This window comes from Methylobacterium sp. J-030, assembly GCF_022829545.1.
Classification (GTDB): Bacteria; Pseudomonadota; Alphaproteobacteria; order Rhizobiales; family Beijerinckiaceae; genus Methylobacterium.
Map to the genome: position 1 here is coordinate 19,073 of NZ_JAKSYM010000270.1, position 23,544 is coordinate 42,616.

Consider the following 23,544-nt stretch of genomic DNA (forward strand, 5'->3'; position numbering starts at 1 on the left):
AGCCTGATGCCCGACGGCGTTCCACCTGTGGACGGCGCCGATCCCTCCTCAAGGACGGCGCTGCCCTTCCGATCAGCGACGCGGCGAGGCCCATGGCGGACGACGATTCTCGACTCTCTCGGCGCACCCTCCTGGCGGCCGGCAGCGCCCTGGCGGGCGCGGCGATCGGCGGCAACGGCGCCCAGGCGGCCCCGCCGGCGCCCATGGTCCCGGCCGATACCGGCGCGGTCCAGGGCGGCCGGGTGTTGTTCCCGAACTGGCGGGGCGCGGGCGACCGTCCGCCTGCGCCGACCCCCGCTCCGCAGCCCCCCGGCCAGCGGGTCGGCTACTGCATCGTCGGCCTCGGGCGGCTGAGCCTCGACGAGATCCTGCCGGCCTTCGGCGAGGCCAAGCGCTCGCGGCTCGCGGCGGTGATGTCGGGCTCGCCCGACAAGGCCAAGCTCGTGGCCCGCCAGTACGGCCTGCCCGAGGACGCGGTCTACGGCTACGACGAATGGGACCGGCTGAAGGCCAACCCGGACGTCCACGCGGTCTACGTGGTGACGCCGAACGGCGTGCATCGCGACAACGTCGTGGCTGCGGCTGCGGCCGGGAAGCAGGTGCTCTGCGAGAAGCCGATGGCGGTCTCCTCGCAGGAATGCCGCGACATGATCGCGGCCTGCGCGAAGGCCAGCGTCAAGCTGATGATCGCTTATCGCTGCCAGTACGAGCCGCACAACCGGGCGGTCTTCAAGCTCGCCCGCACAGGAGAGTTCGGCAAGCCGAAGCTGATCCAGGCCTTCAACGGCCAGACCACCGGCCTGCCGGAGCAGTGGCGCCTGCGCAAGGCGCTGGCCGGCGGCGGCTCGTTGCCGGATATCGGCCTCTACTGCCTCAACACGACCCGCGCCCTGCTCGGCGAGGAGCCGGACCTGATCCAGGCCCAGATCCATTCGCCGCCCGACGATCCGAAGTACCGCGAGGTCGAGGAGACGGTGAGCTTCACGCTGCGTTTCCCCTCCGGGGTGATCGCGCAGTGCCTGTCCAGCTACGGCGTCTACGAGGCGCGCAGCCTGACCCTGCACACGAGCAACGGGTCGATCGATCTGCAGAACGCCTTCGCCTACCAGGGGCAGCGGCTGTTCGTGGGCCACCGCGACGGCAAGAACGCAGCCCGGGACGAGCGCATCCTGAGCCCGAAGAACCAGTTCGCCCTGGAGATGGACCACTTCTCCCGGTGCGTTCAGGAGAATCTGCGCCCACGCACCCCCGGCGAGGAGGGTCTCCAGGACCAGGTGCTGATGGAGGCGATCTACGAAGCCGCCCGGACGGGGGTGCCGGTGAAGGTGGGACCGCCGGACGGCGCCGGAACCGGGCTCGACGTGACGCGGGGGCCGGAGCCGGAGGAGGCGGGCTGAAGGTGCTCGCGAGCTGGCCGGGCGGATACGGTCAGCGTCGCCGAGTCCCTGGGATGGGGATGAGCGCATCACCTGTGTCGGAGATGAGGCGATGCTGTATGATCAGCGCCGACATGGAGGCTCACCATGACGATGTTGACGGTCACCGGGCAGGGTCAGGTTACGTTCCAGAGCGACGTGCTGGACCATTTGGGCATTCGGCCCGGCGACAAGATCCGGCTCAATCTATTGCCGAATGGCCGGGCTGAACTGATGGCGGAACAGACTCAGGGCTCGTGGGACGAGCTGCAGAACTTTTTCGCCGGCAAGACGAATGGTCAGCAGTTCTCGATCGAAGACTTGAACGAGGCTGTTTCGGAAGCGGCCGCCGCCGCGGTTGAGGCCGGCTCGATCAAGGGATGAGGATCAGCGTCGATACGAACGTGCTGCTGCGCGTCGTAGTCCCCGGGGACGAGGCGCAGCAGCGCTTGGCGATCGAGACGTTGAGAGCGGCGGAGGCGGTCGCGATCAGTGTCCACGTATTGTGCGAACTTGCCTGGGTGATGGAGCGGACCTACGACGCGCCGCGGGCCGAGATTGCCGCTGCGATCCGGCTGTTCATGAAGACATCGAATGTGGTGCTGAACCGGCCCGCGGTGGAAGCAGGCCTCGAACTTCTCGACGCTGGCGGAGATTTCGCCGATGGAATCGTCGCTTACGACGGCATGTGGCTCGGAGGTGTGACCTTTGTGTCGTTCGACAGGAAGGCCGTAAAGCTTCTCACCCGGCGAGGCTATTGCGCTCAGCTGCTCGGTTGAGCGCGGCGCGCCTCGTTCTGGGCATCGCTTCCAGAACGGGGCGTGCGTCGTATCACAACCACGGAACCGCTTCGTCTCAGAACGGCAGCAGGATATCCACGATCTGCTGGCCGTAGCGCGGCTGCTGCACGTCGGTGATCTGGCCGCGGCCGCCATAGGCGATGCGGGCCTGGGCGATCTTGGCCGAGTCGATCGTGTTGTCGGATTCGATGTCCTCCGGCCGGACCACGCCGGCCACCACCATCTCGCGGATCTCGAAATTCACCCGGATCTCCTGCTTGCCCTCGACCACGAGGTTGCCGTTGGGCAGCACCTGGGTGACCACCGCGGCGACGTTCGTCGTCACCGTCTCGGCGCGCTGGACCGAGCCGACGCCGTCGTTGGAGGTCGCCGAGGTGGCCGACAGCAGCGCCGTGCTGCCGACGCCGAAGGATTTGCCCACCGCGTTGTTCTCCAGCCCCAGGGCGTTCGGCAGGCCGAAGCTCTCGGTGTTGGCCCGGGTCCGCTTGGTCTCGTTGCTGATGTTGGCCTGATCGGTGACGTTGACCTTCACCGTCAGGATGTCGCCGAGCCGGGCGGCGCGCTGGTCCTTGAAGAAGGCACGCGAGCCGGTCCGCCACAGCGAGTTCGGCGCGTAGGAGACCGGCTGCACATCGGGCATCGGCATCCGCACCGGCTTGTAGCCGGGCTGGGTGGTCGGATCCTCGATCGCCGACAGCGCAGGCGTGGCACCGACCTGCGACAGCCGGTCCGCGGTGTTGCAAGCGCCGAGCGTGGCCGCGATCAGCGCGGCGACGAGCGGCTTCAGGGCGGTGCGATGGGGCATCGGGGTACTCTTGAACACGGGCGGCATCGGCGATCAGCGTAGGGACGCGGTCGCCTGGAGCGGGGTCGTGGACGCCTGTTGCTGGGGCGCGGGGCCGGGGCCCACCGAGACCCGGCCGGGGCCGATCACGGTCGCCTGCAGGACCTTCTGGGAGGCCGTGTTGACGACGTTGACCACGGCGCCCAGGCGCCCGCCCTGGTTGGCGAGGCCGCGCATCGCCAGGCTGACGCTCGGCGTCTCGTACACGATGGTCACGCTCTCGCCGCGGACGACGAGTTCGGGCGGCGCCGTGTCGCTGATCCGCAGCACCGTGCCGGCCGCCAGCGCGTGCTGGGCGACCTCGCCCGCGACGGCAGCGCTCGCCTGCGCGTCGCTCGGGACCGAATCGCGCGGCCGGCGCTCCAGGGCGTAATCGCTGTCCTTCACGGCTTCGCCGCGGTCGAGGGACCGGGTGAGCACCGCCACGTCGCGCATCTCGAGGACCACGCCGGAGACGCGCAGCGAGGCCTGCCGCTCGCCGATGCTGACGAGGCCCGCGACCCGGTGGGAGCGCGGATCGTAGGTCAGGTCGAGGGCCGTGGCCTGTCCTTGAAGGTCGGCCGGGGCCAGCAGGGTCGGGCCCTCGCCGTCGAACCGGATCGATACGTTGACCGGGGCGAGGCCGTAGCCGCTCTCCAGGCCGTGCTTGAGCGCGGCCTCGATCTCCGGCGGGCCGATGCGGCGGGCGGCGCGCTGGACGGCGATCTGCATCCGGCCGCCGGTCTCGAGGCTGGTGAGGCCGAGCGCCGCGGCCGCATCGACGATGCGGCGGCTCTGGATCGTCCCGGTGGCGCCCAGCGGCGGGGCGCGGAACAGCGGCCGCCCGGCAAGGCCGGCCGGCGCCCCCTCCACGAGGTCGGCCAGCGTCAGCACGTCGCCGCGGGCGGTCACGTCGCCGCGCAGGCGCAGGCCGTCCGCCCGCGCCATGGCGGGGATTGCCAGCGCGCCGAGCGCCGCGAAGGCCAGCACGGCCAGCATCGTGCGGAGCACCACCGCCATGCCGAGGGGCGAGACCCGCGGCCGGCGCCGGCGGACGATCGGGCTGAGGTCGCTCTCGTCCGGTGCCGTGCTGACGAGCGGCAGGACGGCGGCCTCGAAGGCGGTGTCGTGGTGCGGGTTGGCATACATCGTCGGAAATCTCGGCGGCGCGCTTAGCTGCGGAACATCTGCGAGGCGGTGGAGAGCATCTGGTCGGCGGCGGTGACGACCTTCGAGTTCATCTCGTAGGCGCGCTGCGCCGCGATCAGCGACGAGATCTCGGTAACGGCGTTCACGTTGGCCTCCTCCAGGTAGCTCTGCTGGAGATTGCCGAAGCCCTCGGATCCCGGCAGCGCGCTGATCGCCGGCCCGGAGGCGGCGGTCTCCACGAACAGGTTGTCGCCGATCGATTCGAGGCCGACCTTGTTGATGAAGCGCGAGAGCTGGAACTGGCCGAGCGCCTGGGGCGCCGTCTGTCCCGGCAGCGTCGCCTGAACGGAGCCGGTGGCGCTGATCGTCACCGAGGTCGCGGTCTGCGGCACGGTGATGGCCGGATCGAGCAGGTAGCCGTCGCGGGTGACGAGCTGGCCCGAGGCCGAGAGGTCGAAGGAGCCGTCCCGCGTGTAGCCGGTGCGCCCGTCCGGCATCGTCACCCGGAAGAAACCCTCGCCGCGGATCGCGACGTCGTAATCCTTCTCGGTCGAGGTCAGCGTGCCCTGTGACATCACCCGGGCGGTCGAGGTCGTCTTCACGCCCGAGCCGATCGCCAGCCCCGCGGGGAGCTGCGTGTTCTGCTCGGAGGTCGAGGAACCGGCCCGGCGCAGGTTCTGGTAGAGCAGATCCTGAAAATGCACCTGCTGGCGCTTGTAGCCGGTGGTCCGCAGGTTCGCGATGTTGTTGGAGATGACCTGGACGTTCAGCTCCTGAGCCGCCATGCCGGTGGCGGCCGAGTAGAGGGCGCGCATCGCTGGAACGCCCCCTTACGCGACGTTGGCGAGGCGGCTGATCGCCGAGCCCCGCAAGTCGTCGAGGCGCGAGATCATGCTCGACACCATGGTGTAGGTGCGGTTCACGTCCATCAGCCGGGTCATCTCGATCACCGGGCGGACGTTGGAGCGCTCCAGCGCCCCGGCCTCCAGGCGGCCTTCGAGACCGGCCGGTTGGCCGGCCTCCTGCGCCGCGTAGAGGTTGCCGCCCTCGTTGGTGAGCGCCTGCGGGTCGGCGAAGGTGACGAGCTTGATCCGGCCGCGGATGCCGAGGTTGGTCGAGACCGTGCCGTCGCTGCCGATCGCGAGCCCGGTCTCCTGCGCGTTGATCGCGATCGGGCCGCCGTCGCCCGCAACGGGGTAGCCGTCGCTGGTCACCAGGGTGCCCTGCGGGTTGACCTCGAAGGCGCCGTTGCGGGTGTAGCGCTCGCCCTGGGGCGTCTGCACGGCGATGAAGGCCGCGCCCTTGACGGCGACGTTGAGCGGGTTGCCGGTCTGCTCGATCGGACCCTGGCCGAGGTCGAGGGTGGTGCCCTGGTCGATGACGTAGGAGAGGCGCCGGTCCGGCCGGGCGAAGGAATCCGCCCTCGCCACCGGCATCAGGTACTCCTGGAATCGGCTGCTGCGGGACTTGAACCCGTTGGTCGAGACGTTCGCCATGTTGTTGGCGATCACGTCCAGCTCGCGCTGGAGCGCCATCTGGCTCGACACGCCGATGAAGAGGGCATTCTGCATCGTGAACTCTGGGACTCGCCGCCGCGGTGGCGGCAACGATCCATTCAGCATGCGCCATGCCAGCGCCGCCGGGGCCGATTTCGTTCGCAATTCGAATGGCTTGGCTCAGGATTCGGTTGCCCTGTCGGCAGGTCGCGCATGCGCTGCGGCAAACCTCGCCCGGCAGGAATTGCCCGCTTAACGGCGCGTTAACCGTGATGCTTCGATATCGGGGCGTACCCGAGCGCGGATATCCGCGAGAGAGCATTATTCCATGGCCAAGAAGCCCAAGAAGGCCTCTGCCGAGGAGGGCGAGGCCGGAGCCGACGCCGCCCCGAAGGGCAAGAAGAAGCTCATGATCATCGTAGCCGCCGCCGTGCTGGCGCTCGGCGGCGGCGGGGGCGCCTTCCTGATGATGGGCCGTGGCGGCCACGGCGACGGCGCGGAGGCCGCCGATTCGCCCGGGGGCGGGCATGGCGGCGGCCACGGGGGCGGCGACAAGGCCGGCCCGGACGGCAAGAAGGCCGTGGTGTTCGTCGATGTCCGCGAGATGGTGCTGAACCTCAGCCCCGAACAGCCGCAGGACAAGACCAAGTACGCCAAGGTGCGCCTCTCCCTCGAACTCAGGGATGCCAAGGTCGAGGAGGAGGTGAAGCCGCTCATGCCGCGCGTCGAGGACGCGCTGCAGGTCTACATGCGCGAACTGCGCGCCAGCGACCTCACCGGCTCGGTGGGCCTGTTCCGGCTGCGGGAAGAGTTGCTGCGCCGGGTCAACATCGCCCTCTATCCGGCCCGGGTCGAGGCTGTGCTGTTCAAGGACGTGATCGTCCAGTGACCAACCCCCAGACCGTTCCGGCGCACGCCTGATGGATCCCGAGGACGAACTCCCAGAGGACGACTGGTCGGCAGCCCTTCTGGAGCAGGGGGCCGAGGGCGGCGATTCCTCGCTCGCCGAGGAATGGGGCGCGGCGCTGGCCGAGCAGGGCACCACGCGCAACGCGGGCGACGTCGCCGCCGAATGGGCGACGATGATCGAGGACGGGGAGACCGACAACCTCCCCGAACTCGCCGGCAACGACCGGGTGCTCAACCAGGACGAGATCGACGGCGTCCTCGGCTTCTCCATGCGCGAGCTCTCGGCCTCGGGGGCCGGGGGCGTGCAGGCCATCGTCGATTCGGGCGTCGTCCAGTACGAACGCCTGCCGATGCTGGAGATCGTCTTCGACCGGATGATCCGGTTGCTGTCGACCTCCCTGCGCAACCTGTTCCAGGACAACGTCGAGGTGACCCTCGACAACATCACCTCGGTGCGCTTCGGCGACTACCTCAACGCGATCCCGCTGCCGACCCTGCTCGGCGTGTTCCGGGCCGAGCAATGGGAGAATTCCGGCCTCGTCACGGTCGATTCGAACCTTGCCTACGCGACCTTCGACCTGCTGCTCGGCGGCAAGCGCGGCGGTACGTCGAGCCGCCTCGACGGGCGGCCGTTCACCGCCATCGAGATGACGCTGGTGCGCCGCCTCGTGGAGATCGTGCTGGGCGATCTGGAGATGTCGTTCCAGCCGCTCTCGCCGGTGAGCTTCGGGATCGACCGGATCGAGACCAACCCGCGCTTCGCCACGATCACCCGGCCGGGCAACGCCGCAATCCTGATCAGCCTGCGCCTCGACGTCGACGGGCGCGGCGGCATGCTGCAGATCCTGTTCCCCTACGCGACGATCGAGCCGATTCGGGAACTGCTCACCCAGAGCTTCATGGGCGAGAAGCTCGGCCGCGACCACGTCTGGGAGGGCCACCTCGCCACCGAGATCTGGCAGGCTGACGTCACCATGGAGGCGGTGCTGCACGAGATGATGCTGCCCCTGAAGCAGGTGATGAGCCTCAAGGTCGGCGAGACGCTGATGTTCGAGGCCAAGCCGTCGGACCTGATCACCGTCCGCTGCGGCGACTGGGCGCTGACGCAGGGGCGGATCGGCCGGGTCGACGGCCACATCGCCGTGCAGGTGACCCGGCCCCTGCGCCGCTCGCGCACGACCATCCAGGCCTATGAGGCCTCGATGAACAACCGGTCGGACAATTAGGGCGTGAGGGTCCCGGCATGAGTCTCTTCGTCACCCTCGCGGCCGACATCCTGGTGGCGGTCCTGCTGGCGGCCACCATCGTCACCTGCCTGCGGCTGTCGCGCCGGATCGGTCAGCTCAAGGGCGACGAGGCGGCGCTCCGCCAGACGATCGGCGACCTGATGGTGGCCACCGGCACCGCCGAGCGGGCCATCGCGGGCCTGCGCGCCGCGATCGACGAATCCGACCGCACCCTCAACGCCCGCTTGGAGGCCGCCAGCGCGCGGGCCGAAGAGCTGACCGAGCAGGTCGCGGCCGGGGAGACGGTGGTGGCCCGGATCGGTGCCATCGTGGCGCAAATGCGCGCGGTGCCGGCCCGGCCCGAGCCGGCGCCCGTCGCGCCGTCGGCGCCCGAGCCGGTGCAGCCCCGGACGGGGCCCGCCAGCCCGAACGGGGAGCGCCTTGGCGCCGCCGCCGCGGCGGCGCTCGCCATGAGCGAGCGTGCGCTGGCCCGCGTCCGGGCGCGCGCCGCATGACCGGCGTCAAGGCTCCGAAGATCCCGCTCCCGAAGCCGGATCCCGAGGAGAAGCTGCGCCGTGCCGGCGCGGCGCGGCGCAGCGTACGTCCCAAGCCGGCGCGGCCGATTCGGCTGCGCCTCGTCGACGCCGTGGCGCTGGCGGCCGGTGGGCTCCTCGTGCTCAAGCTGCTCAGCCTGCTCCAGGCCGGCCTGCCGGAGAGCGGCGCGCTGCCGGATTACGGGCGGGCGGTGGCCCGGGCCCGCACCGGCTTCGACATCCCAGACCCCGTCACCACGGGATCGGTGGGCGCCAAGGACGAGAAGCCCGCGCCCGCCGACAAGCCGCCCGAACCCCCCCCGGAGTCGCCGCCCGCCGCGCAAGGGCCGGCCCCGCCCACCGAGCGCCTGCTCCTCGAAAAGCTCGGCGCCCGGCGCGACGTCCTGCGCCAGAAGAGCGACGAGCTGGAGCTGCGCGAGAAGATGCTCGGCGAGGCCGAGCGGAAGCTCGAGACCGGGCTCGGCGATCTCAAGAAGGCCGAGGACAAGGTCGAGGCGGTCGCCAAGGCCAAGGAGGAGGCCGAGAAGCAGGGCCTCAAGAACATCGTCACGATGTACGAGTCGATGAAGCCCAAGGACGCCGCCCGGGTGTTCGACCGGCTCGGCCACGAGGTGCTGGTGCCGATCGTGCTGGCCATGAACCCGCGCAAGATGGCCGAGGTGCTGGCCGTGATGCAGCCCGAGACCGCCGAGCGCCTGACGGTGGCGCTCGCCAACCGCGCCCGCGGCGCGGCCGGCGCGCAGGCCCAGGCCGGCGCGGGCCTGCCGGCGAACGAGCTGCCGGCGATCGATCCGGGGGTGCCGGGGCGGTAAGGTTGTAACCCAGCCCCTTTAAGGTGTTTCCAACCGGCGGCGGGGTGAGGTTTTCTGCGCGATCATCAACGGCGTGGTGGGCATTTCATCCGCGCACCGTTTTTGCGAGCGCAAGCGAAGCAATCCAGTCGGTGCCACGCCCGCCGAGGTTGCGCTGCCCTGGGTCGCTTCGCTGCGCTCCCGATGACGGCGGAGGCTGACCGGCAAGGCGAGCGTCAAACACCTTAAAAGGGCTGGGTCGTCACCCAAGCGCGCCGCGGCACCGCCCGGGCGCTCGTTGCACCTATGGCCGGTGGCGCGGTTCCGGCGGCGCGGTGTAGGGTCCGGTACCGCCGCGGCAGCCGAGCGGCACCCTGGAGACACCGGATGTCCGAACTCGCCACCCTGCGCGGCCTGTCGGGTCTCAGCCCGGAGCCGGCCGCCCTGAAGGGCTCGGCCCTCGTGCTCATCGATCTGCAGCAGACCTACCGCGCGGGGATCATGCGCCTCGAGGGCGTCGAGCCCGCGATCCGCGAGGCGGCGGATCTCCTGGAGCGGGCGCGCCAGGCCGGCATCCCGGTCTTCCACATCCGCCACGATGCCGGGGCGGGCTCGCCCTACGACCTCACCGCCCCGATCGGCCAGATCAGCCCGGAGGTCGCGCCGCAGGCCGACGAGCCGGTGATCACCAAGAGCTATCCGAGCGCCTTCGTGGGCACCGACCTTCAGGCGCAGCTGGAGGCGGCGGGCGTGAAGGACGTCGTGCTGGCGGGCTTCATGACGCATATGTGCGTGAATTCCACCGCCCGCAGCGCCTTCAACCTCGGGTTCCGCCCGACCGTCGTCGCCGCGGCCACGGCGACGCGGGACCTGCCCGGGCCGGACGGCTCCAAGGTGCCCGCCGCCCAGCTCCAGGCCGCGAGCCTCGCCGCCCTCGGCGACCTGTTCGCCGTGGTGGCGCGCCGACAGGCCGATATCCTGGATTGAGATCGGCGAGGCCGTCCTTGCGAGCGCAGCGAAGCAATCCAGCATCGTGCCCCCTCGATCGATGTCGCGCTACTCTAAGTTACTTCGCTGCGCTCGCGATGATATGAGGGCTACGAGCCTCAGGCCGTGATCCGCTCCAGCGCGGCCGCCACCTGCGCCGGGCTCGGCCGCTCTGCCGGATCGGGCCCGGTGCAGGCGCGCTCCAGAGCCCGCAAGCCATTCGGAGGCGCGTCGCAGCAATCGAGCAGCTCGCCGAGCAGGATCCCCACGGCCCGCGCCTCGATCCGCGCCAGCGCCACACCGGTCTCACCCTCCGGCAGCGCCGAGGCCGCGCCGAAATCGCTGAGCACGGCCGCGCCGGTCGCGGCGTCCCAGAGGGTGTTGTGGGCGTAGACATCGCCGTGAATCAGCCCGCGCCCGTGCAGGTGGGCCACCGCCTCCGTCACGCACCGCGCGATCCGCAGGGCGCGCTCCGGATCGAGGCGGAGGCCCGGGTCGTAGACGTCGCGGCTGCAGCTCGCGAGGCTCGGCGGCCCGGCGAGCACGCGCCAATCCGGCGGCAGGAGCCGGAGCAGGAGCCCCTCGGCGCCCTCGGGATGGCCATCGAGCCGGCCGAGTGCCCCGGTCAGCGCCGGATGGGTGCCGGCGGCGAGGCAGGCCTCCATCTCGCGGGCGGGCAGGCCGTCGCTCGTCATCGCGCCCTTGAACAGCTTCAGCGCCACGGCCTCGCCGCGCCAGACCGCCCGGTACACCCGGCCCGAGGCGCCCTCCCCCAGCAGCGCGCCGACCGCCAGCTCGTCCCAGGGCACCCGCGCCGCCGGGGCGGGCTCCGTCACCGGCTCGGCGGCATTGCCCGCATAGGCGATCCAGGCGAGGCGCGGCAGGCGCGTCAGCCAGGGGGGCAGCGCGTCGATGCGGTTGCAGGCGAGCCGGATCAGCTCGAGGTTGTCGGCCGCCGACAGGCTGTCGGGCAGGGTCGCGATCCGGTTGCCGGCCAGCATCAGCTTCTGCAGGGCCGGCCGCGCGCCGAGGGCGGCCGGCAGGGTCTCGATCCGGTTGTCGGTGAGCGTCAGCCAGCGCAGGTCGCACGGCAGGGCCTCGGCCGGCACCTCGCGGATGCCGCAGCCGCGAAAGCCGAGCTGGCTCAGCGCCGGGCACTCGCCCAGTACCGGCGGCAGGCGCGGAAACGGATTGCCCGAGGCGAACAGCACGCGCAGGTGGCGCAGCCGCCCGAGATCCGCCGGCAGGTCGGTCAGGCTGCCGCGACCGAGGTCCAGCACCTCGAGCGTGTCGGCCAGCGCGAAGACTTCTTGAGGCACCGCCGTGAGGCCGTCGGGCAGGCGCAGCTCGCGGGTGCCCTGGAGGTCGCCGCGCCGCAGGGCCGCGAGGGTTTCGGTCCGGTCCAAAACTCAGCCCCGCTTGAAGAAGGCGTCGGCCGCCCCCTGCGCCGCCTGCTTGGCCGCCCGCGCCGCCTCGATCCGGACGATCTCGGCGCGCAGCAGCGCGATGCGCGCGTCGAGATCCGCGAGCGATAGGGTGTCGAGCGGCTGGCCGATCTCGTGCGCGATCGCCCTGCGCGGCCGGTCTTCGTCGTCCCGCATCTGTCCTCCTACAGGAAGGGTTGTCCGGCGCCGTCCCAGGGCAGGCCGAGATGGGCCGCCAGAGTGGCGCCGATATCGGCAAGGCTGTCCCGCCGGCCGATGGAGCCCGGGCTCACGCCGGGGCCGAAGGCCAGGACCGGCACCTGCTCACGGGTGTGGTCGGTCCCGGTCCAGGTCGGATCGTTGCCGTGATCGGCGGTGACGAGCGCGAGGTCGCCGGGGCGCAGCGCCGCCCGGATCTCCGGAACGCGCGCGTCGAAGGCTTCGAGCTCGGCCGCGTAGCCCGGCACGTCCCGGCGGTGGCCGTACTCGGTGTCGAAATCGACGAGGTTGACGAAGATCAGGCCGCCGTCGGGCAGGTCCTCCAGGGCGTCGAGGCCCGCCTGCAGGCAGGCGGCGTTCGGCCCCGGCTTGATCTCGCGGCCGGTGGCCCGGTGGGCGAAGATGTCGCCGATCTTGCCGACGCTCACGATGCTGCGGCCCGCCGCCTCGGCCCGGTCGAGCAGGGTGCGGCCGGGGGGCTCGACCGCAAAATCCTTGCGGTTGCCGGTGCGGCGGAAGCCCGCCTCCGCCGAGCCCACGAAGGGGCGGGCGATCACCCGGCAGACCCGGTAGGGATCGCACAGGCGGCGCGCGAGGCGGCAGAGGTCGTAGAGCCGCTCCAGCCCAAATGCCTCCTCGTGGGCGGCGATCTGAAACACGCTGTCGGCCGAGGTGTAGCAGATCGGCTTACCCGTCCGGATGTGCTCAGGCCCGAACGCGTCGATGATGGCGACACCGGAGCCGTGCCGGTCGCCCAGGATGCCGGTCAGGCCGCCCTCGGCGATCAGGGCCCGGGTGAGCTCGGGCGGGAAGGTCGGCCGCGTCTCGGGGAAGTGGCCCCAGGGCTCCGGCATGGGCAGGCCGGTGATCTCCCAGTGGCCGGAGGGCGTATCCTTGCCGGCGGCCGTCTCGACCGCATGGCCGTAGGCCCCGTCCGGCTCGCCTGCGGGGGCGAGACCGGGGGGGATCCGCCCCGCGGCGCCGGCGGCGGCCAAGCCGAGCCCCAGGGACGCGAGGTGCGGCAGGCGTAACGGTCCGGCGCGCAGGCCGGCCCGGTCGCCGCGCCCCGCCGCGCATTGTTCCGCGATATGCCCGAGCGTGTCGGAGCCGGCATCGCCGTAGGCTTCGGCATCCGGTGCCCCGCCGATACCGACGGAATCGAGGACGATGAGCAGCGCGCGCGGCACGGTCAGGCGGGCTCCAGCTCGGTCGGCGCATCGCTGTCGAGGGCGAAGGCGGCCTTGAACAGGGCGCGAGTGTAGGCGGTCTGCGGATCGGAGAAGATCGTCTCGGCGGGGCCTTCCTCGACCACGCGGCCGTTCTGCATCACCATCACGTAATTGGCGAGCGCCCGCACGACCTTGAGGTCGTGGCTGATGAACAGGTAGGCGAGCCCGCGCTCCCGCTGGAGGTCGCGCAGCAGCGTCACGATCTGCGCCTGGACCGAGCGGTCGAGCGCGGAGGTCGGCTCGTCCAGCACGACGAAGCGCGGGTTCAGCACGATGGCCCGGGCGATCGCGATGCGCTGGCGCTGGCCGCCGGAGAATTCGTGCGGGTAGCGGTCCATGGCGGCCGGGTCGAGCCCGACATCGGCCAGCGCCTTCGAGACCACGGCCCGGCGCTCGGCCCGGGAGCGCACGGCGCCCTGCACCACCAGCCCCTCGGCCACGATGTCGGCTACCGACATGCGCGGCGAGAGCGAGCCGTAGGGGTCCTGGAAGACCACCTGCATGTCTTTGCGCAACGGCCGCATCTGCGCGACGCCGAAGCCGTCGATGGTTCTGCCCAGGAACACGATCGGGCCTTCCGAGGCGGTCAAACGCAGCAGGGCGAGGCCGAGCGTGGTCTTGCCGGAGCCGGATTCGCCGACCACCCCCACGGTCTCGCCGGCGCGGACCCGGAGCGAGACCCCGTCCACCGCCCGCACGTGGCCGACGACCCGCCGGAGCAGGCCCGCCTTCAGGGGGAACCAAACCTTGAGCGGCCCGGCCTCCAGGAGCGGCGCGGCGTCGGGCGGGATCGGGTTGGCGCGGCCCTTCGGCTCCGAGGCGATCAGGCGGCGGGTATATTCGTGCTGCGGGTTCGCGAAGACCCCCCCGGTCTCGCCGGCCTCCACGATCTTGCCCTTCAGCATCACGCAGACCCGGTCGGCGATCCGCTCCACGATCCCGAGATCGTGGGTGATGAACAGCATCGCCATGCCGAGACGCTTCTGAAGCTCGGCCAGCAGCGCCAGGATCTGCGCCTGGACGGTGACGTCGAGCGCGGTGGTCGGCTCGTCGGCGACGAGCAGGTCCGGCTCGCAGGCGAGTGCCATCGCGATCATCACCCGCTGGCGCTGGCCGCCGGACAGCTCGTGCGGGTAGGCGCCCATGCGGCTCTCCGCGTCGCGCAGGCCCACGAGGTCGAGGAGTTCGAGGATCCGGCGCTTGGCTGCCCTGCCGGTCAGCCCGCGGTGGAGGCCCAGCACCTCGCCGATCTGCCGCTCGATCGTGTGGAGCGGGTTGAGCGAGGTCATGGGTTCCTGGAACACCATGGTGATGTCGGCCCCGCGCACGTCGCGCATTTCGCGTTCGGGCAGGCCCGCGAGGTCGCGGCCCTTGAACAGGATCCGCCCCGTCGGGCGCGCCGCGCCGTCGAGGAGCCGGAGGATGGCGAGCGCCGTCACCGACTTGCCGGAGCCCGATTCGCCGACCAGCGCCACGGTCTCGCCGCGCCGGATGGTGAAGCCGATCCCGTCGACCGCCCGGGTCTCGCCCTCCCGCGAGCGGAAGGCGACGGACAGGTCCTCGACGGCGAGGAGCGGCTGGGTTTCATCCAACGTCATGCGGTCTCTTATAGCGTGCCCGGCCGGCGGCCCTAGTCTATCCTGCCGCAACGATCGTCCGCCCACCCCCGGGGGACCCTACGGGAGATCGCGATGACGGTTGGCGCCCACGCTTTCGCCGCCCGGATCTGGCAGGCGCTCGACGGGCCGCCCGCTGTCCTCGGCCGCCTGCAGGTCACCGGCACCGGCGCCCTGCCCTCCGCCTTCGCGGTGAGCGACCTCGTGGCCGGCTCGGTCGGGGCGGCCGCGCTGGCGCTCGCGGAGGTCGCGGGGCTGACCGGCCCGGTGAGCGTGGATCGGAGGCTCGCTTCCTGCTGGTGCGCGACATCGCTGCGGCCCGAGGGCTGGCGGGTGCCGGATCCCTGGGATCCGGTCGCGGGCGATTACGAGACCCGGGACGGGTGGATCCGGCTCCACACCAACGCGCCGCATCACCGGGCCGCGGCCGAGCGCGTGCTCGGTCCGCAGGTCGACCGCGGTGGCATGGCGCGGGCGGTGTCGGGCTGGGCCAAGGGCGAGCTGGAGATCGCGATCCTCGCCGAGGGCGGCTGCGCGGCCGAGATGCGCGGTCTCGTCGACTGGGCGGCGCATCCGCAGGGACGCGCGGTGGCGGGAGAGCCGCTGGTTCGGGTCGATCCGGGCCGCGAGCGGTCGGGCTCGGCCTGGACACCCCGATCCGGCCGCCCGCTCGCCGGCCTGCGCGTGCTCGACCTGACGCGGGTGCTTGCCGGGCCGGTGGCGACGCGCTTCCTCGCCGGTTTCGGTGCCGACGTGCTTCGGATCGACCCGCCCGACTGGAACGAGGCGCCCATCGAGCCGGAGCTGACCCTCGGCAAGACCTGCGCGCGGCTCGACCTGCGCCGCGACGCCGATCGGACGACCTTCGAGGCGCTGCTCGCGGGGGCGGACGTCCTGGTCCACGGCTACCGGCCCGGGGCTCTGGACGGTCTCGGATACGGCGCGGAGGCCCGGTGGGCCCTGGCGCCGGGCCTCGTCGAGGTCTGCCTCGACGCCTATGGCTGGACCGGCCCCTGGGCCGGACGGCGCGGCTTCGACAGCCTCGTCCAGATGAGCACCGGCATCGCGCAGGCGGGGCAGGACTGGCGGCAGGCCGCCAAGCCGGTGCCGCTGCCCGTCCAGGCGCTCGATCACGCCACCGGCTACATGATGGCCGCCGCTGTGCTGCGGTTGCTGGCGCGCCGGCTCGCCGACGGGACCGGCGGCGCAGCACGGCTCTCCCTGGCCCGCACGGCGGCATTGCTGGTCGAGGCCGGTGCGGCGGAGCCCGAACCCCCCTGCCCGGACGCGTCGCCGGAGGATCTCGCGCCCGGGATCGAAGCGACGTCGTGGGGACCGGCGCGGCGGTTGCGGCCCCCGGTGGCGATGGCCGGTGTCCCGATGCACTGGGCGCGGGCGGCGCGCCGCCTCGGGGACGATGCGCCGGACTGGGCGGCCGACGGCGTGTCGACATGACGATGCCGTTCCCCGGCGCGTCCTAGGCCGGGCTCCGGGCCGCACTCCGCGGGCGCCGTGCTCTCGGGAGAGAGGCGCGCCAGCATCGGCTTTCAGCCCGCCGCCAGCGCGTAGCGCGTCCGCAGGCGCAGGCCGAACACCGCCATCATGAAGAGACAGCAGGTGGCGTTGTTGCCGTTCCACAGCACTGTCTCGAACGAGGCCGAGACGAGGCCCAGGAACCAGAGGCGCAGGAACAGCATCGTCTCCGCGTCGAGCCGGGCGCCGCCGGCCACGCGCTGCAGGTCGCGCACCGGCGCGAGCACGAAGGCCGCAACGGTCAGCGCCAGGAACGGCAGGCCTCCGATCAGCGCCGTGTCGAGATAGGCGTTGTGGGCGTGGTCGACGGTGTTGACCCAGGTCAGCTCCTCGGAGCCGGCATACATGGTCCGCTCGGTCATCCAGAAGGCGCCGATCCCCCAGCCGTGCCAGGGGCGGATCAGGATGTTGTCGATGGCGAACTGCCAGATCTCGCTGCGCCCGGTGAAGGTCGCGTCGGTCAGCAGCGTCCCGACCGCCTCCTGGATTGACGGCACCAGCACCGAGCCGATCGAGATCAGCGAGAACCCGGCCACCGGGCCGAGCAGCAGCAGGCCCCGGGCGAATCCGCCCGTCACCACCTGACAGAGTCCCGTCACGCCAAGGATCACCGGCAGCAGCACGATCGCCGTCTTGGAGCCGCTCGCCAGCAGGAACCCGGCCGCCAGCAGCACGATGGCCCAGCCGAGCACCCGGTTGGCGGCCGTCGCGACGTAGAGGCCCACGATCACCAGGATCACCATGGCGGCGCCGGCCTCGTTCTTCTGCGGGAAGATCCCGCGCCAGAGACCCGGGTGGCTCGGGTCGGAATTGACGTCGAAGGCCGAGTGGATGGCGAGGCTCGGCACGAAGGCCACCGCCAGATAGGAGGCGAGCACGATCACCAGGGCCGCCCCGGCGAGGCTCAGGGCGAGTTGGCGCGGGGAGCGGGCGACGATCAGCACCCCCGCCGAGAGCATCGCCGCGATGACGAAGAGCGCCAGGCGCCGCAGCGACAGGCTCGGCTCGATGGAGAGCAGAGTCGTCAGGCCGAGCCAGACGGCGCAGAGCAGCAGGGGCCGGGTCATCAGCGGCTGCAGGTGCCGGACGCCGATCCGGCGGATCGCCAGCGCCATGGCGCCGCCGGCCACGAGGAATAGCACCTGGGTCAGCAGGCTCCCATCCTCGGAGGCCGCCAGGATCGACCGGTCGGACAGGTCCTTGAGCCACACGTGGTTCCAGAGCAGGACGAAGACCGCCCCGTTGAGGAGCACGCGCACCACGTCCGGCACGTCGCGCCCCGCGAGGCCGCGCTGCCGTCCGTCAGCCGGAATGCCGATCGCCGCGTCCGCAGAAGCCATGTCGTGTTCCACCACTGAGCCCGCCACCATCGCGGTCCCGGGAGAGCGCTCGGATGATCCCACCCATCCCCCTCATCCTGAGGTGACCGCGAAGCGCACCTCGAAGGCGGGCTCCAGCCGGCCGCGCGATCCCTGGAAGGCTCCTTCGAGGCCTACGCTGCGCTCCGGCACCTCAGGATGAGGGGATTGGGTTGGATGATCGTCGCTTCCGTTTGGGACGGCTGGTCCGCCGCAGCATCATTCTAACGCCGGGCTCAGCCCACGCGATGGCAAATCAAAGATTGCACCCAGCGATCGCGCGATAACCTTGACGAAGGCCTGCCGCGCTCACCGCCGCATCGTATACTGCGACCGGCCGGCCGATTGCCGCATCAGGAACGACGCCATCTCGGCGAGTTCCGGCGCTTTCGAGCGGAAGGTCACCGAGAGGGCCAGCAGCGTGTCCTTGTGGTCGAGCCCGGGATAGATCCGCTCCTGCACCGGCACGTGCTCGGCGCGCAGACGGGCGGCGAGGCTCACCGTGTGGCGGGGCTTCACCACCGTGTCGGAATCCCCGGTCGCCAGGAAGGCGGGGGGCGACAGCGGACCCACGAAGTGCCCCGGCTGGGTCGCCGCCTGATCGGGCGCCTTGCCGAACACCTTGATCGTCGTGTCCTGATCGAGCGGCAGGAAATCGTAGGGGCCGGACAGGCCGGCCACCGCCTTGATCGCCTTCGGATCGACGCCGGCCGCCGTCAGGTAGCGCGGGTCGAGGCCGAGCATCAGGGCGTTGTAGGCGCCGGCGGAGTGACCGGCCAGCACGATCCGGCGCGGGTCGCCGCCGTAAGCCGCGATGTTGTCGCGCACCCAGGCGAGCGCTGCCGCGCCGTCATCGAGGAAGCCCGGGAAAGCCGTCTCCGGATAGAGCCGGTAGTCCGGCAGCACCGTGACGAAGCCCTGCGCGGCGAGCGCGTGGCCGACGAAGGCGTAATCGTCCTTCGCGCCGCTCTGCCAGGAGCCGCCGTAGAAGAACACCAGCACCGGGGCGTTCTCGGCCCCGGCGGTGGGGACGTAGACGTCGAGGCGCCGCCGGGGGCCTTCACCGAAGGGCTGATCCTTCGCGGCGAGGCGGCCGCCGGGATCGCGCGGCCCGATCGCGTCGAACAGGGAGAGCGGCGAGGCCGCGCTGAACCCGAACGCCGCGAGCCCGAGGCAGAGGAGGCTGGCCAGCGCGGTGAAGAGTCGTGTCATATCCCATCCGGTTGTCGCGACCGGCTCATACGGCATCGTCCTCGGGGCGGATTGATGACGGTGGCGCGGCAAAGCGCGAAAAATCAGGTCCGCAGCACGAGGCAGGCGCCGCCGACCTTCCGGATCCGGCCGCACAGGCCGTCCGCGGCCTGACGGCTCTCGGCCGGGATGCGGATCCGGTAGAAGGCCCGTGTGCCGCGGTTGCGCAGGCGCGTCCCGATGATCATCGGCCGCACCTCGCCGATCACCCCCGCATAGGCGCTCCGCGCCCGGTTGAAGCTCTGGAGCGCCAGGGATTTGGAAAAATTCCCGGCGAGCTGGATGCCCCAGGGCGCGGCCGGCCCCTCGTTGGGGCCGAGGGCGAAGCGGTCGCCGCGGGACGGGATGCGCAGGCTGGCGGTGACCTGCAGGCAGGTCTGCGGCGGCGCCGGCGGGGCGTCCTTGGCGTCCTTGGCCTCCGGTTTCGCGGGGGCGCCGCCTTCCGGATACTCGATCGCCTTGGCGGGGCCGGTCCGCCAGTCGTCGACCGGGACGCCCGTGATGGCGGCCACGTAGGCGCGAGTCTCCTCGGGCAGGCCGCCATCGCCCGCGAGCCATCTGCTCACCCGCCCCGCGCCGCCGTTATAGGCCGCCGCCGCGAGGCCGAGATTGCCGAACTGGCCCTTCAGGTCGGCCAGCAGATGGGCGGCATGCGGGATCGCCTGTTCGGGATCGAACGGGTCGAGGAGCCCGCGCTCACGGGCCGTCCCGGGCATGAACTGTGCGACGCCTTGCGCCCCCGCCGGGCTCACCACGCCGACGCGAAAACTGCTCTCGCGCCAGATCAGGCGCGTCAGGAACGGGACGGGGAGGTTCCGGGCCTTGGCGGAGTCGTCGATCAGGCGGCAGAGCGCCTGCTCGACGGTCTCGGTCGCCCCCTCGGTGGGGACGGCCGCCGCCGGACGCGCCGCGACGAGCAGGAGGGCGAGGAGCGCCGCGCGGCGCAGGCGTGAGCTGTTCACATCGGCGTTGTAGCGACCTTCGGTTGCGGATCAATTGATCCCGGCAGCGCATAAGCATCGGCGGTTCGGTTCAGCGGCGCGGCTTGATCCCGATGAACGCCGCGCGACGTTGCGCTCTGGATCCCGGATCGCCTTCCGCCGCGTTCCAGGCATCCGGGAAGGGCCGCGCGGCCTCCAACAGCCCGCCGGGGGCGACCCCGACGCTCCGGGAGCCGTTCCCCAGAGCGGCCTGAGGAACGTCCCTATTCCGGCGGGACCGGGCGCGGGCGGCGGTCCGCGCCGATCGCCACGAAGGTGAAGGTTGCCTCCGTGACCTTCATGGTCGCCTCGCCCGCCCGCTCGCGCCGCCAGACCTCGACTTGGATGCGCAGGGACGAGCGCCCGACCTTCACCAGCCACGCGTAGAGGCTGACCTCGTCGCCCACGAAGACCGGGTGGTGGAAGGTGATCGCTTCCACCGCGATGGTCGCGCAGCGCCCCCGCGCCCGCCTTGCCGCGACATTGCCGGCGGCGAGATCCATCTGGGCCATCAGCCAGCCGCCGAAGATGTCGCCGGCCGGGTTGGTGTCGGCCGGCATCGCGATGGTTCGGATCACCGGCGGGCCACGATCGGTCGGCTGGGTGCCGGCGATCCCGCCGTCCGCGCGCTGGCCCTCTGTCATGGTCGGGACGAGCCCCCGCTGTCGGTTTGAACCCTTTCCGCCAAGCTCGGGCGCGGTCAATCGGGCAGGGCGAAGACCAGCAATGCGTCGCCGGTGCCGAAGCCCGACGCCTTGGTGTAGGACGCGCCGCCCGCCGCCACCGCGAGGTACTGCTTGCCGTCCAGCGCGTAGGTCATGGCCGGCCCGCTGATCCCGGCCCCGCACTGGAAGCGCCAGAGCACCCGGCCGTCGCGGTCATCGTGGGCGTCGAGGTAGCCGTCCTCCTCGCCCGAGAAGACGAGGCCGCCCGCGGTCGCCAGCGTTCCACCCGACAGCCGGCTCTCCGACCGTACCGACCACGCGATCTTGCCGCCCCCGGTCAAGTCGACCGCGGTCAGCGTGCTGAAGGACGGCTCACTCTTCGCCTCGCCGGTCTCGGTGTAGTGGATCTCCGGGCGGCCCGCGGCGGCCGGCACGGTCTTAACCGTGTAGGTCGTCGCCCCGTGGCGGACCTGGACGTAGGTGAGGCGCCCGTCATAGGCGGTGGGCGGCCACGAGACCGCGCCGAGGGGTCCGGGCGCCACCACCGTGCCCTCGGCGGTCGGCGGCGCGAACAGGTTCTTCTGGTCGAGGAGCGGCGCCGAGCGCTCCAGCAGCTTTCCGGTCGCGCGGTCGTGGACGTAGATCCAGCCGGTCTTGCTCGCCGAGGCCACCGCCTTCGTCCCGCCCGGCATGTCGAGCAGGAAGGGCGGCGCGGCGACGTCGTAGCCCCACTCGTCGTGGGGGACCTGCTGGTAGTACCAGCGCAGGGTGCCGGTCTTCACGTCGAGGGCGACGAGGCACATCGTGTAGAGGTTGTCCCCCGGCCGCGAGAGGCCGAAATTCTGCGGCGCCGGGTTGCCGGTGCCGAGGAAGATCAGGCCGAGATCGGGATCGTAGGCCGGCGTCATCCAGAGCGAGCCGCCGCCGACGCGCCACGCTTCGCGGTTGGCGGGCGCCGCCGCCTTCTCGGCCGCGATGTCCCGGTGGAGCGGCGTGCCGTCGGCGGTTTTTTCGACAAATCCGCCCTCCCAGCCCTCGGCGGGCGTCACGTACCAGCGCCAGCGCTCTTCGCCGGTCTTCGCGTCGTAGGCCGCGAGCCAGCCGCGCCGCCCGTAGCCGCCCTCGATCCCGACCACCGCGCCGCCGTCGAGGCCGCCCTGCGCGTCCTCGATGTGGAGGCCGTAGCCCGCGCCGGTGACGCCGACGATCACCAGCCCGTTGGCGACGAGCGGCGGCATCTTGAAGCCGAGCCGGCTCGAACCCTGCACGGGCTTGCCGCCGAGGGTCGCCGCGAGGCCCGAGGCGGTCTCGGTCTCGCCCTCCTCCGGGCGGACCGCCTCCTTGTCCCAGACCATTTTGCCGGTCTTCGCATCGAGGGCGATCAGCCGCCCGTCCATGGTCGCCTCGAAGACGCGGCCGCCGGAGACCGCGAGCCCGCGGTTCGAGGGCGGCCCGAAGATCTTATCCGTGCGCGGCTTGTGCGTGTAGGTCCAGAGCGGCTTGCCGGTCTTCGCGTCGAGGGCCGCGACGTTGTTCTGCGTGGTCGAGAGGTAGAGCGTCCCGTCCACCATCACGGGCTGGGCCTGGAAGTAGCCGGTGATCCCGGTCTGGAACATCCAGGCGGGGCGCAGCCGAGCGACGCTGTCGCGGTCGATCTGGGTCAGTTCGGAGAAGTTGCGGTTGCTGGGATCGTGGCCGAAGGCCGGCCAGGGGGTTTCGGCGGCGGAGGCTCCGAATGGCGCCATGACCAGCCCCGCGCAAGCGAGCCAGAATCCTGTGTCGATCCGAGTGATGGGCGGCACGGCGTTTCGTCTCCCCGTTCTTCGGTCGCCTGTCCCGCCAAGGATGCATCCCCCACGGATATCGGGCGCCGTTGCGATCGTTTGTATCTTATGGGATACTGACTTTGCCCAGCGTGTTGACCACGGAGGTGTTCGACCGGTGGATCGACCGGCTGCGCGATGCCGCAGGCCGTGCCCGCATCCTGCGCCGGATCGTGCGCCTCCAGGAGGGTCATCGCGGCCAGGTTGCCCCGGTCGGCGGTGGGGTTAGCGAGATGAAGATCGATACAGGTCCCGGCTACCGTGTCTACTTCGTCGAGCGTGCCGATGGCGGGATCGTCATTCTCCTGTGTGGCGGCGACAAGGATTCGCAGACGCGCGACATCGCCCGGGCCCGCGATCTCGCACGCACGGTTTGGGCAAGCAGCGCATGATGAACGGCACGACACCGACGCGCCCCTTCGATGTGGCCACCTATATCCGCACGCCCGCGGAGGCCGCCGCCTACCTTTCGGCGGCCTTGGAGGAGAACGATCCCGCAGCGTTCCGGCAGGCGCTCGGCGACGTCGCGCGGGCCCACGGCATGACGGCCGTGGCCGATGCCAGCGGCCTCGGACGCGAGAGCCTCTACAAGGCCCTGTCGCAGGGCGGAAACCCGAGCCTCGACACCGTTCAGCGGGTGATTGCGGCTCTCGGGCTGACGATGGCCGTAATCCCATCACAGTCCCCCGCGGTCGCGGATCGCGGCTGACGTTCAGCCCGCCGCCCGCCCCGCCCCGTCGAGCTGGCCCGGGGTCGCCTGCGCGCCCATGGCCCGGGCCATGTCGGCGGCGCTCTGGCCGGAGCCGTCGCGCCGGTCCGGGTCGGCGCCGTGCTGGAGGAGCAGAGCGACCATCTCGGTCCGGTCGAACATCGCGGCGGTCATCAGGGCGGTGCGGGTGCCGTCGCCGGTCCCGTCCACCGCGGCCCCGTGCTGGAGCAGCAGCCGCGCCATCGCGAGGTCGTTCTTGAAGGCCGCGCCGGCGAGCGGCGTCTGGCCGCGATCGTTGGCGAGTTCCGGGTCGCCGCCGGCCTCCAGGATCACCCGGGCCGCCTCGGCCTGGCCGTTATAGGCGGCGAGCATCAGCAGGCTGTCGCCCTTGTCGTTGCGCAGGTTGGCCGGAAGACCCTGGCCGAAAAGCTCCGCCAGTTCCTCCGCGTGGCCCATCCGAGCGTACTGGAAGACCCGGGCCGCGAAGGCGAGGGTGTCGTCGTCGAGGGTGGGGCGTGCGTTCGGGTCTGAGGCCATCACGTGCTCGTCTCACAGCCGGATCCGACCTGCGCCGAGGCGGCGCTGCG

Annotated in this window: 25 protein-coding genes; 11 read left to right on the plus strand and 14 right to left on the minus strand. The window is 71.4% G+C overall.

Annotated features, from left to right (window positions below):
- Window positions 1-92 precede the first annotated feature (92 nt).
- The 3 genes from MKK75_RS19820 (at window position 93) to MKK75_RS19830 (ending at window position 2,194) form a co-directional block, all read left to right on the plus strand.
- The gene (locus MKK75_RS19820) at window positions 93-1,397 is read left to right on the plus strand and encodes a Gfo/Idh/MocA family protein (RefSeq protein ID WP_244044233.1); all 1,305 of its coding nucleotides are present in this window, start codon (window positions 93-95) and stop codon (window positions 1,395-1,397) included.
- A 126-nt stretch (window positions 1,398-1,523) separates the two neighbouring features.
- Window positions 1,524-1,799: an AbrB/MazE/SpoVT family DNA-binding domain-containing protein gene (locus tag MKK75_RS19825; RefSeq protein WP_244044234.1), complete on the plus strand. Its 276-nt coding sequence runs from the start codon at window positions 1,524-1,526 to the stop codon at window positions 1,797-1,799.
- Entirely contained in the window at window positions 1,796-2,194 is a 399-nt protein-coding gene (locus tag MKK75_RS19830) for a type II toxin-antitoxin system VapC family toxin (protein WP_244044235.1), read from the plus strand. The genes MKK75_RS19825 and MKK75_RS19830 overlap by 4 nt, the downstream gene beginning before the upstream one ends.
- Window positions 2,195-2,270: 76 nt before the next feature.
- Here the strand turns inward: MKK75_RS19830 and flgH are convergent, their stop codons facing one another.
- Genes flgH through flgF form a run of 4 tightly spaced genes read right to left on the minus strand, consistent with a single transcriptional unit; the run spans window position 2,271 to window position 5,758 of the window.
- Window positions 2,271-3,020 carry a flagellar basal body L-ring protein FlgH gene (gene flgH / locus MKK75_RS19835; protein WP_244044236.1) on the minus strand — a complete coding sequence of 250 codons (750 nt, stop codon included), beginning with the start codon at window positions 3,018-3,020 and terminating at the stop codon, window positions 2,271-2,273.
- Between the two features lie 33 nt (window positions 3,021-3,053).
- Window positions 3,054-4,187 (minus strand): flagellar basal body P-ring formation chaperone FlgA, encoded by a 1,134-nt coding sequence (gene flgA, locus MKK75_RS19840; protein ID WP_244044237.1) that lies wholly within the window; start codon window positions 4,185-4,187, stop codon window positions 3,054-3,056.
- Between the two features lie 23 nt (window positions 4,188-4,210).
- Entirely contained in the window at window positions 4,211-5,002 is a 792-nt protein-coding gene (gene flgG, locus MKK75_RS19845) for a flagellar basal-body rod protein FlgG (RefSeq protein ID WP_244044238.1), read from the minus strand.
- Between the two features lie 15 nt (window positions 5,003-5,017).
- Window positions 5,018-5,758: a flagellar basal-body rod protein FlgF gene (gene flgF / locus MKK75_RS19850; RefSeq protein ID WP_244044239.1), complete on the minus strand. Its 741-nt coding sequence runs from the start codon at window positions 5,756-5,758 to the stop codon at window positions 5,018-5,020.
- Between the two features lie 253 nt (window positions 5,759-6,011).
- Here flgF and fliL point away from each other — a divergent pair, with 253 nt between their 5' ends.
- The 5 genes from fliL to MKK75_RS19875 all read left to right on the plus strand — a co-directional run bounded on the left by fliL (window position 6,012) and on the right by MKK75_RS19875 (window position 10,150).
- Window positions 6,012-6,572, plus strand: coding sequence for a flagellar basal body-associated protein FliL (gene fliL, locus MKK75_RS19855; protein ID WP_244044240.1), 561 nt, complete (start codon window positions 6,012-6,014; stop codon window positions 6,570-6,572).
- Between the two features lie 28 nt (window positions 6,573-6,600).
- A complete protein-coding gene (gene fliM, locus MKK75_RS19860; RefSeq protein WP_244044266.1) occupies window positions 6,601-7,818 on the plus strand; it encodes a flagellar motor switch protein FliM in 1,218 nt (405 codons plus the stop codon).
- Window positions 7,819-7,835: 17 nt separating this feature from the next.
- Window positions 7,836-8,333 (plus strand): DUF6468 domain-containing protein, encoded by a 498-nt coding sequence (locus MKK75_RS19865; protein ID WP_244044241.1) that lies wholly within the window; start codon window positions 7,836-7,838, stop codon window positions 8,331-8,333.
- Window positions 8,330-9,184, plus strand: coding sequence for a MotE family protein (locus tag MKK75_RS19870; protein WP_244044242.1), 855 nt, complete (start codon window positions 8,330-8,332; stop codon window positions 9,182-9,184). The genes MKK75_RS19865 and MKK75_RS19870 overlap by 4 nt, the downstream gene beginning before the upstream one ends.
- A 366-nt stretch (window positions 9,185-9,550) precedes the next feature.
- On the plus strand, window positions 9,551-10,150 hold the full coding sequence (locus tag MKK75_RS19875; protein ID WP_244044243.1) for a cysteine hydrolase family protein: 600 nt from the start codon (window positions 9,551-9,553) through the stop codon (window positions 10,148-10,150).
- A 119-nt stretch (window positions 10,151-10,269) separates the two neighbouring features.
- On the opposite strand, the gene MKK75_RS19880 is transcribed toward MKK75_RS19875, so the two are convergent.
- The 4 genes from MKK75_RS19880 to MKK75_RS19895 are packed head-to-tail and all read right to left on the minus strand — an operon-like array spanning window position 10,270 to window position 14,620.
- A complete protein-coding gene (locus tag MKK75_RS19880; protein ID WP_244044244.1) occupies window positions 10,270-11,556 on the minus strand; it encodes a leucine-rich repeat-containing protein kinase family protein in 1,287 nt (428 codons plus the stop codon).
- 3 nt (window positions 11,557-11,559) lie between these two features.
- Window positions 11,560-11,751 carry a DUF1192 domain-containing protein gene (locus tag MKK75_RS19885; RefSeq protein ID WP_244044245.1) on the minus strand — a complete coding sequence of 64 codons (192 nt, stop codon included), beginning with the start codon at window positions 11,749-11,751 and terminating at the stop codon, window positions 11,560-11,562.
- A gap of 8 nt (window positions 11,752-11,759) precedes the next feature.
- Window positions 11,760-12,980 (minus strand): phosphopentomutase, encoded by a 1,221-nt coding sequence (locus MKK75_RS19890; protein WP_244044246.1) that lies wholly within the window; start codon window positions 12,978-12,980, stop codon window positions 11,760-11,762.
- Window positions 12,981-12,982: 2 nt separating this feature from the next.
- Window positions 12,983-14,620 carry an ABC transporter ATP-binding protein gene (locus tag MKK75_RS19895; protein WP_244044247.1) on the minus strand — a complete coding sequence of 546 codons (1,638 nt, stop codon included), beginning with the start codon at window positions 14,618-14,620 and terminating at the stop codon, window positions 12,983-12,985.
- 93 nt (window positions 14,621-14,713) lie between these two features.
- Between MKK75_RS19895 and MKK75_RS19900 the strand changes: the two genes are divergently transcribed.
- Window positions 14,714-16,093 carry a CoA transferase gene (locus tag MKK75_RS19900; RefSeq protein WP_244044248.1) on the plus strand — a complete coding sequence of 460 codons (1,380 nt, stop codon included), beginning with the start codon at window positions 14,714-14,716 and terminating at the stop codon, window positions 16,091-16,093.
- Between the two features lie 92 nt (window positions 16,094-16,185).
- Here MKK75_RS19900 and MKK75_RS19905 read toward each other — a convergent pair whose 3' ends face one another.
- The 5 genes from MKK75_RS19905 to MKK75_RS19925 all read right to left on the minus strand — a co-directional run bounded on the left by MKK75_RS19905 (window position 16,186) and on the right by MKK75_RS19925 (window position 22,170).
- Window positions 16,186-17,511 (minus strand): O-antigen ligase family protein, encoded by a 1,326-nt coding sequence (locus MKK75_RS19905; protein ID WP_244044249.1) that lies wholly within the window; start codon window positions 17,509-17,511, stop codon window positions 16,186-16,188.
- A gap of 327 nt (window positions 17,512-17,838) precedes the next feature.
- Window positions 17,839-18,741, minus strand: coding sequence for an alpha/beta hydrolase (locus MKK75_RS19910; protein WP_244044250.1), 903 nt, complete (start codon window positions 18,739-18,741; stop codon window positions 17,839-17,841).
- An 83-nt stretch (window positions 18,742-18,824) separates the two neighbouring features.
- Complete coding sequence (locus MKK75_RS19915; RefSeq protein ID WP_409567596.1) at window positions 18,825-19,742, minus strand: transglycosylase SLT domain-containing protein; 918 nt, start codon at window positions 19,740-19,742, stop codon at window positions 18,825-18,827.
- A 242-nt stretch (window positions 19,743-19,984) separates the two neighbouring features.
- On the minus strand, window positions 19,985-20,404 hold the full coding sequence (locus MKK75_RS19920) for an acyl-CoA thioesterase (RefSeq protein ID WP_244044251.1): 420 nt from the start codon (window positions 20,402-20,404) through the stop codon (window positions 19,985-19,987).
- A gap of 56 nt (window positions 20,405-20,460) precedes the next feature.
- On the minus strand, window positions 20,461-22,170 hold the full coding sequence (locus MKK75_RS19925) for a pyrroloquinoline quinone-dependent dehydrogenase (protein ID WP_244044268.1): 1,710 nt from the start codon (window positions 22,168-22,170) through the stop codon (window positions 20,461-20,463).
- A gap of 161 nt (window positions 22,171-22,331) precedes the next feature.
- Here MKK75_RS19925 and MKK75_RS19930 point away from each other — a divergent pair, with 161 nt between their 5' ends.
- Both MKK75_RS19930 and MKK75_RS19935 read left to right on the plus strand, forming a co-directional pair.
- Window positions 22,332-22,640: a type II toxin-antitoxin system RelE/ParE family toxin gene (locus MKK75_RS19930; protein WP_244044252.1), complete on the plus strand. Its 309-nt coding sequence runs from the start codon at window positions 22,332-22,334 to the stop codon at window positions 22,638-22,640.
- Complete coding sequence (locus tag MKK75_RS19935) at window positions 22,637-22,957, plus strand: addiction module antidote protein (RefSeq protein WP_244044253.1); 321 nt, start codon at window positions 22,637-22,639, stop codon at window positions 22,955-22,957. Before MKK75_RS19930 ends, MKK75_RS19935 begins: the two co-directional genes overlap by 4 nt.
- A gap of 3 nt (window positions 22,958-22,960) precedes the next feature.
- On the opposite strand, the gene MKK75_RS19940 is transcribed toward MKK75_RS19935, so the two are convergent.
- Window positions 22,961-23,494 carry an ankyrin repeat domain-containing protein gene (locus MKK75_RS19940; RefSeq protein ID WP_244044254.1) on the minus strand — a complete coding sequence of 178 codons (534 nt, stop codon included), beginning with the start codon at window positions 23,492-23,494 and terminating at the stop codon, window positions 22,961-22,963.
- Between the last annotated feature and the right edge of the window lie 50 nt (window positions 23,495-23,544).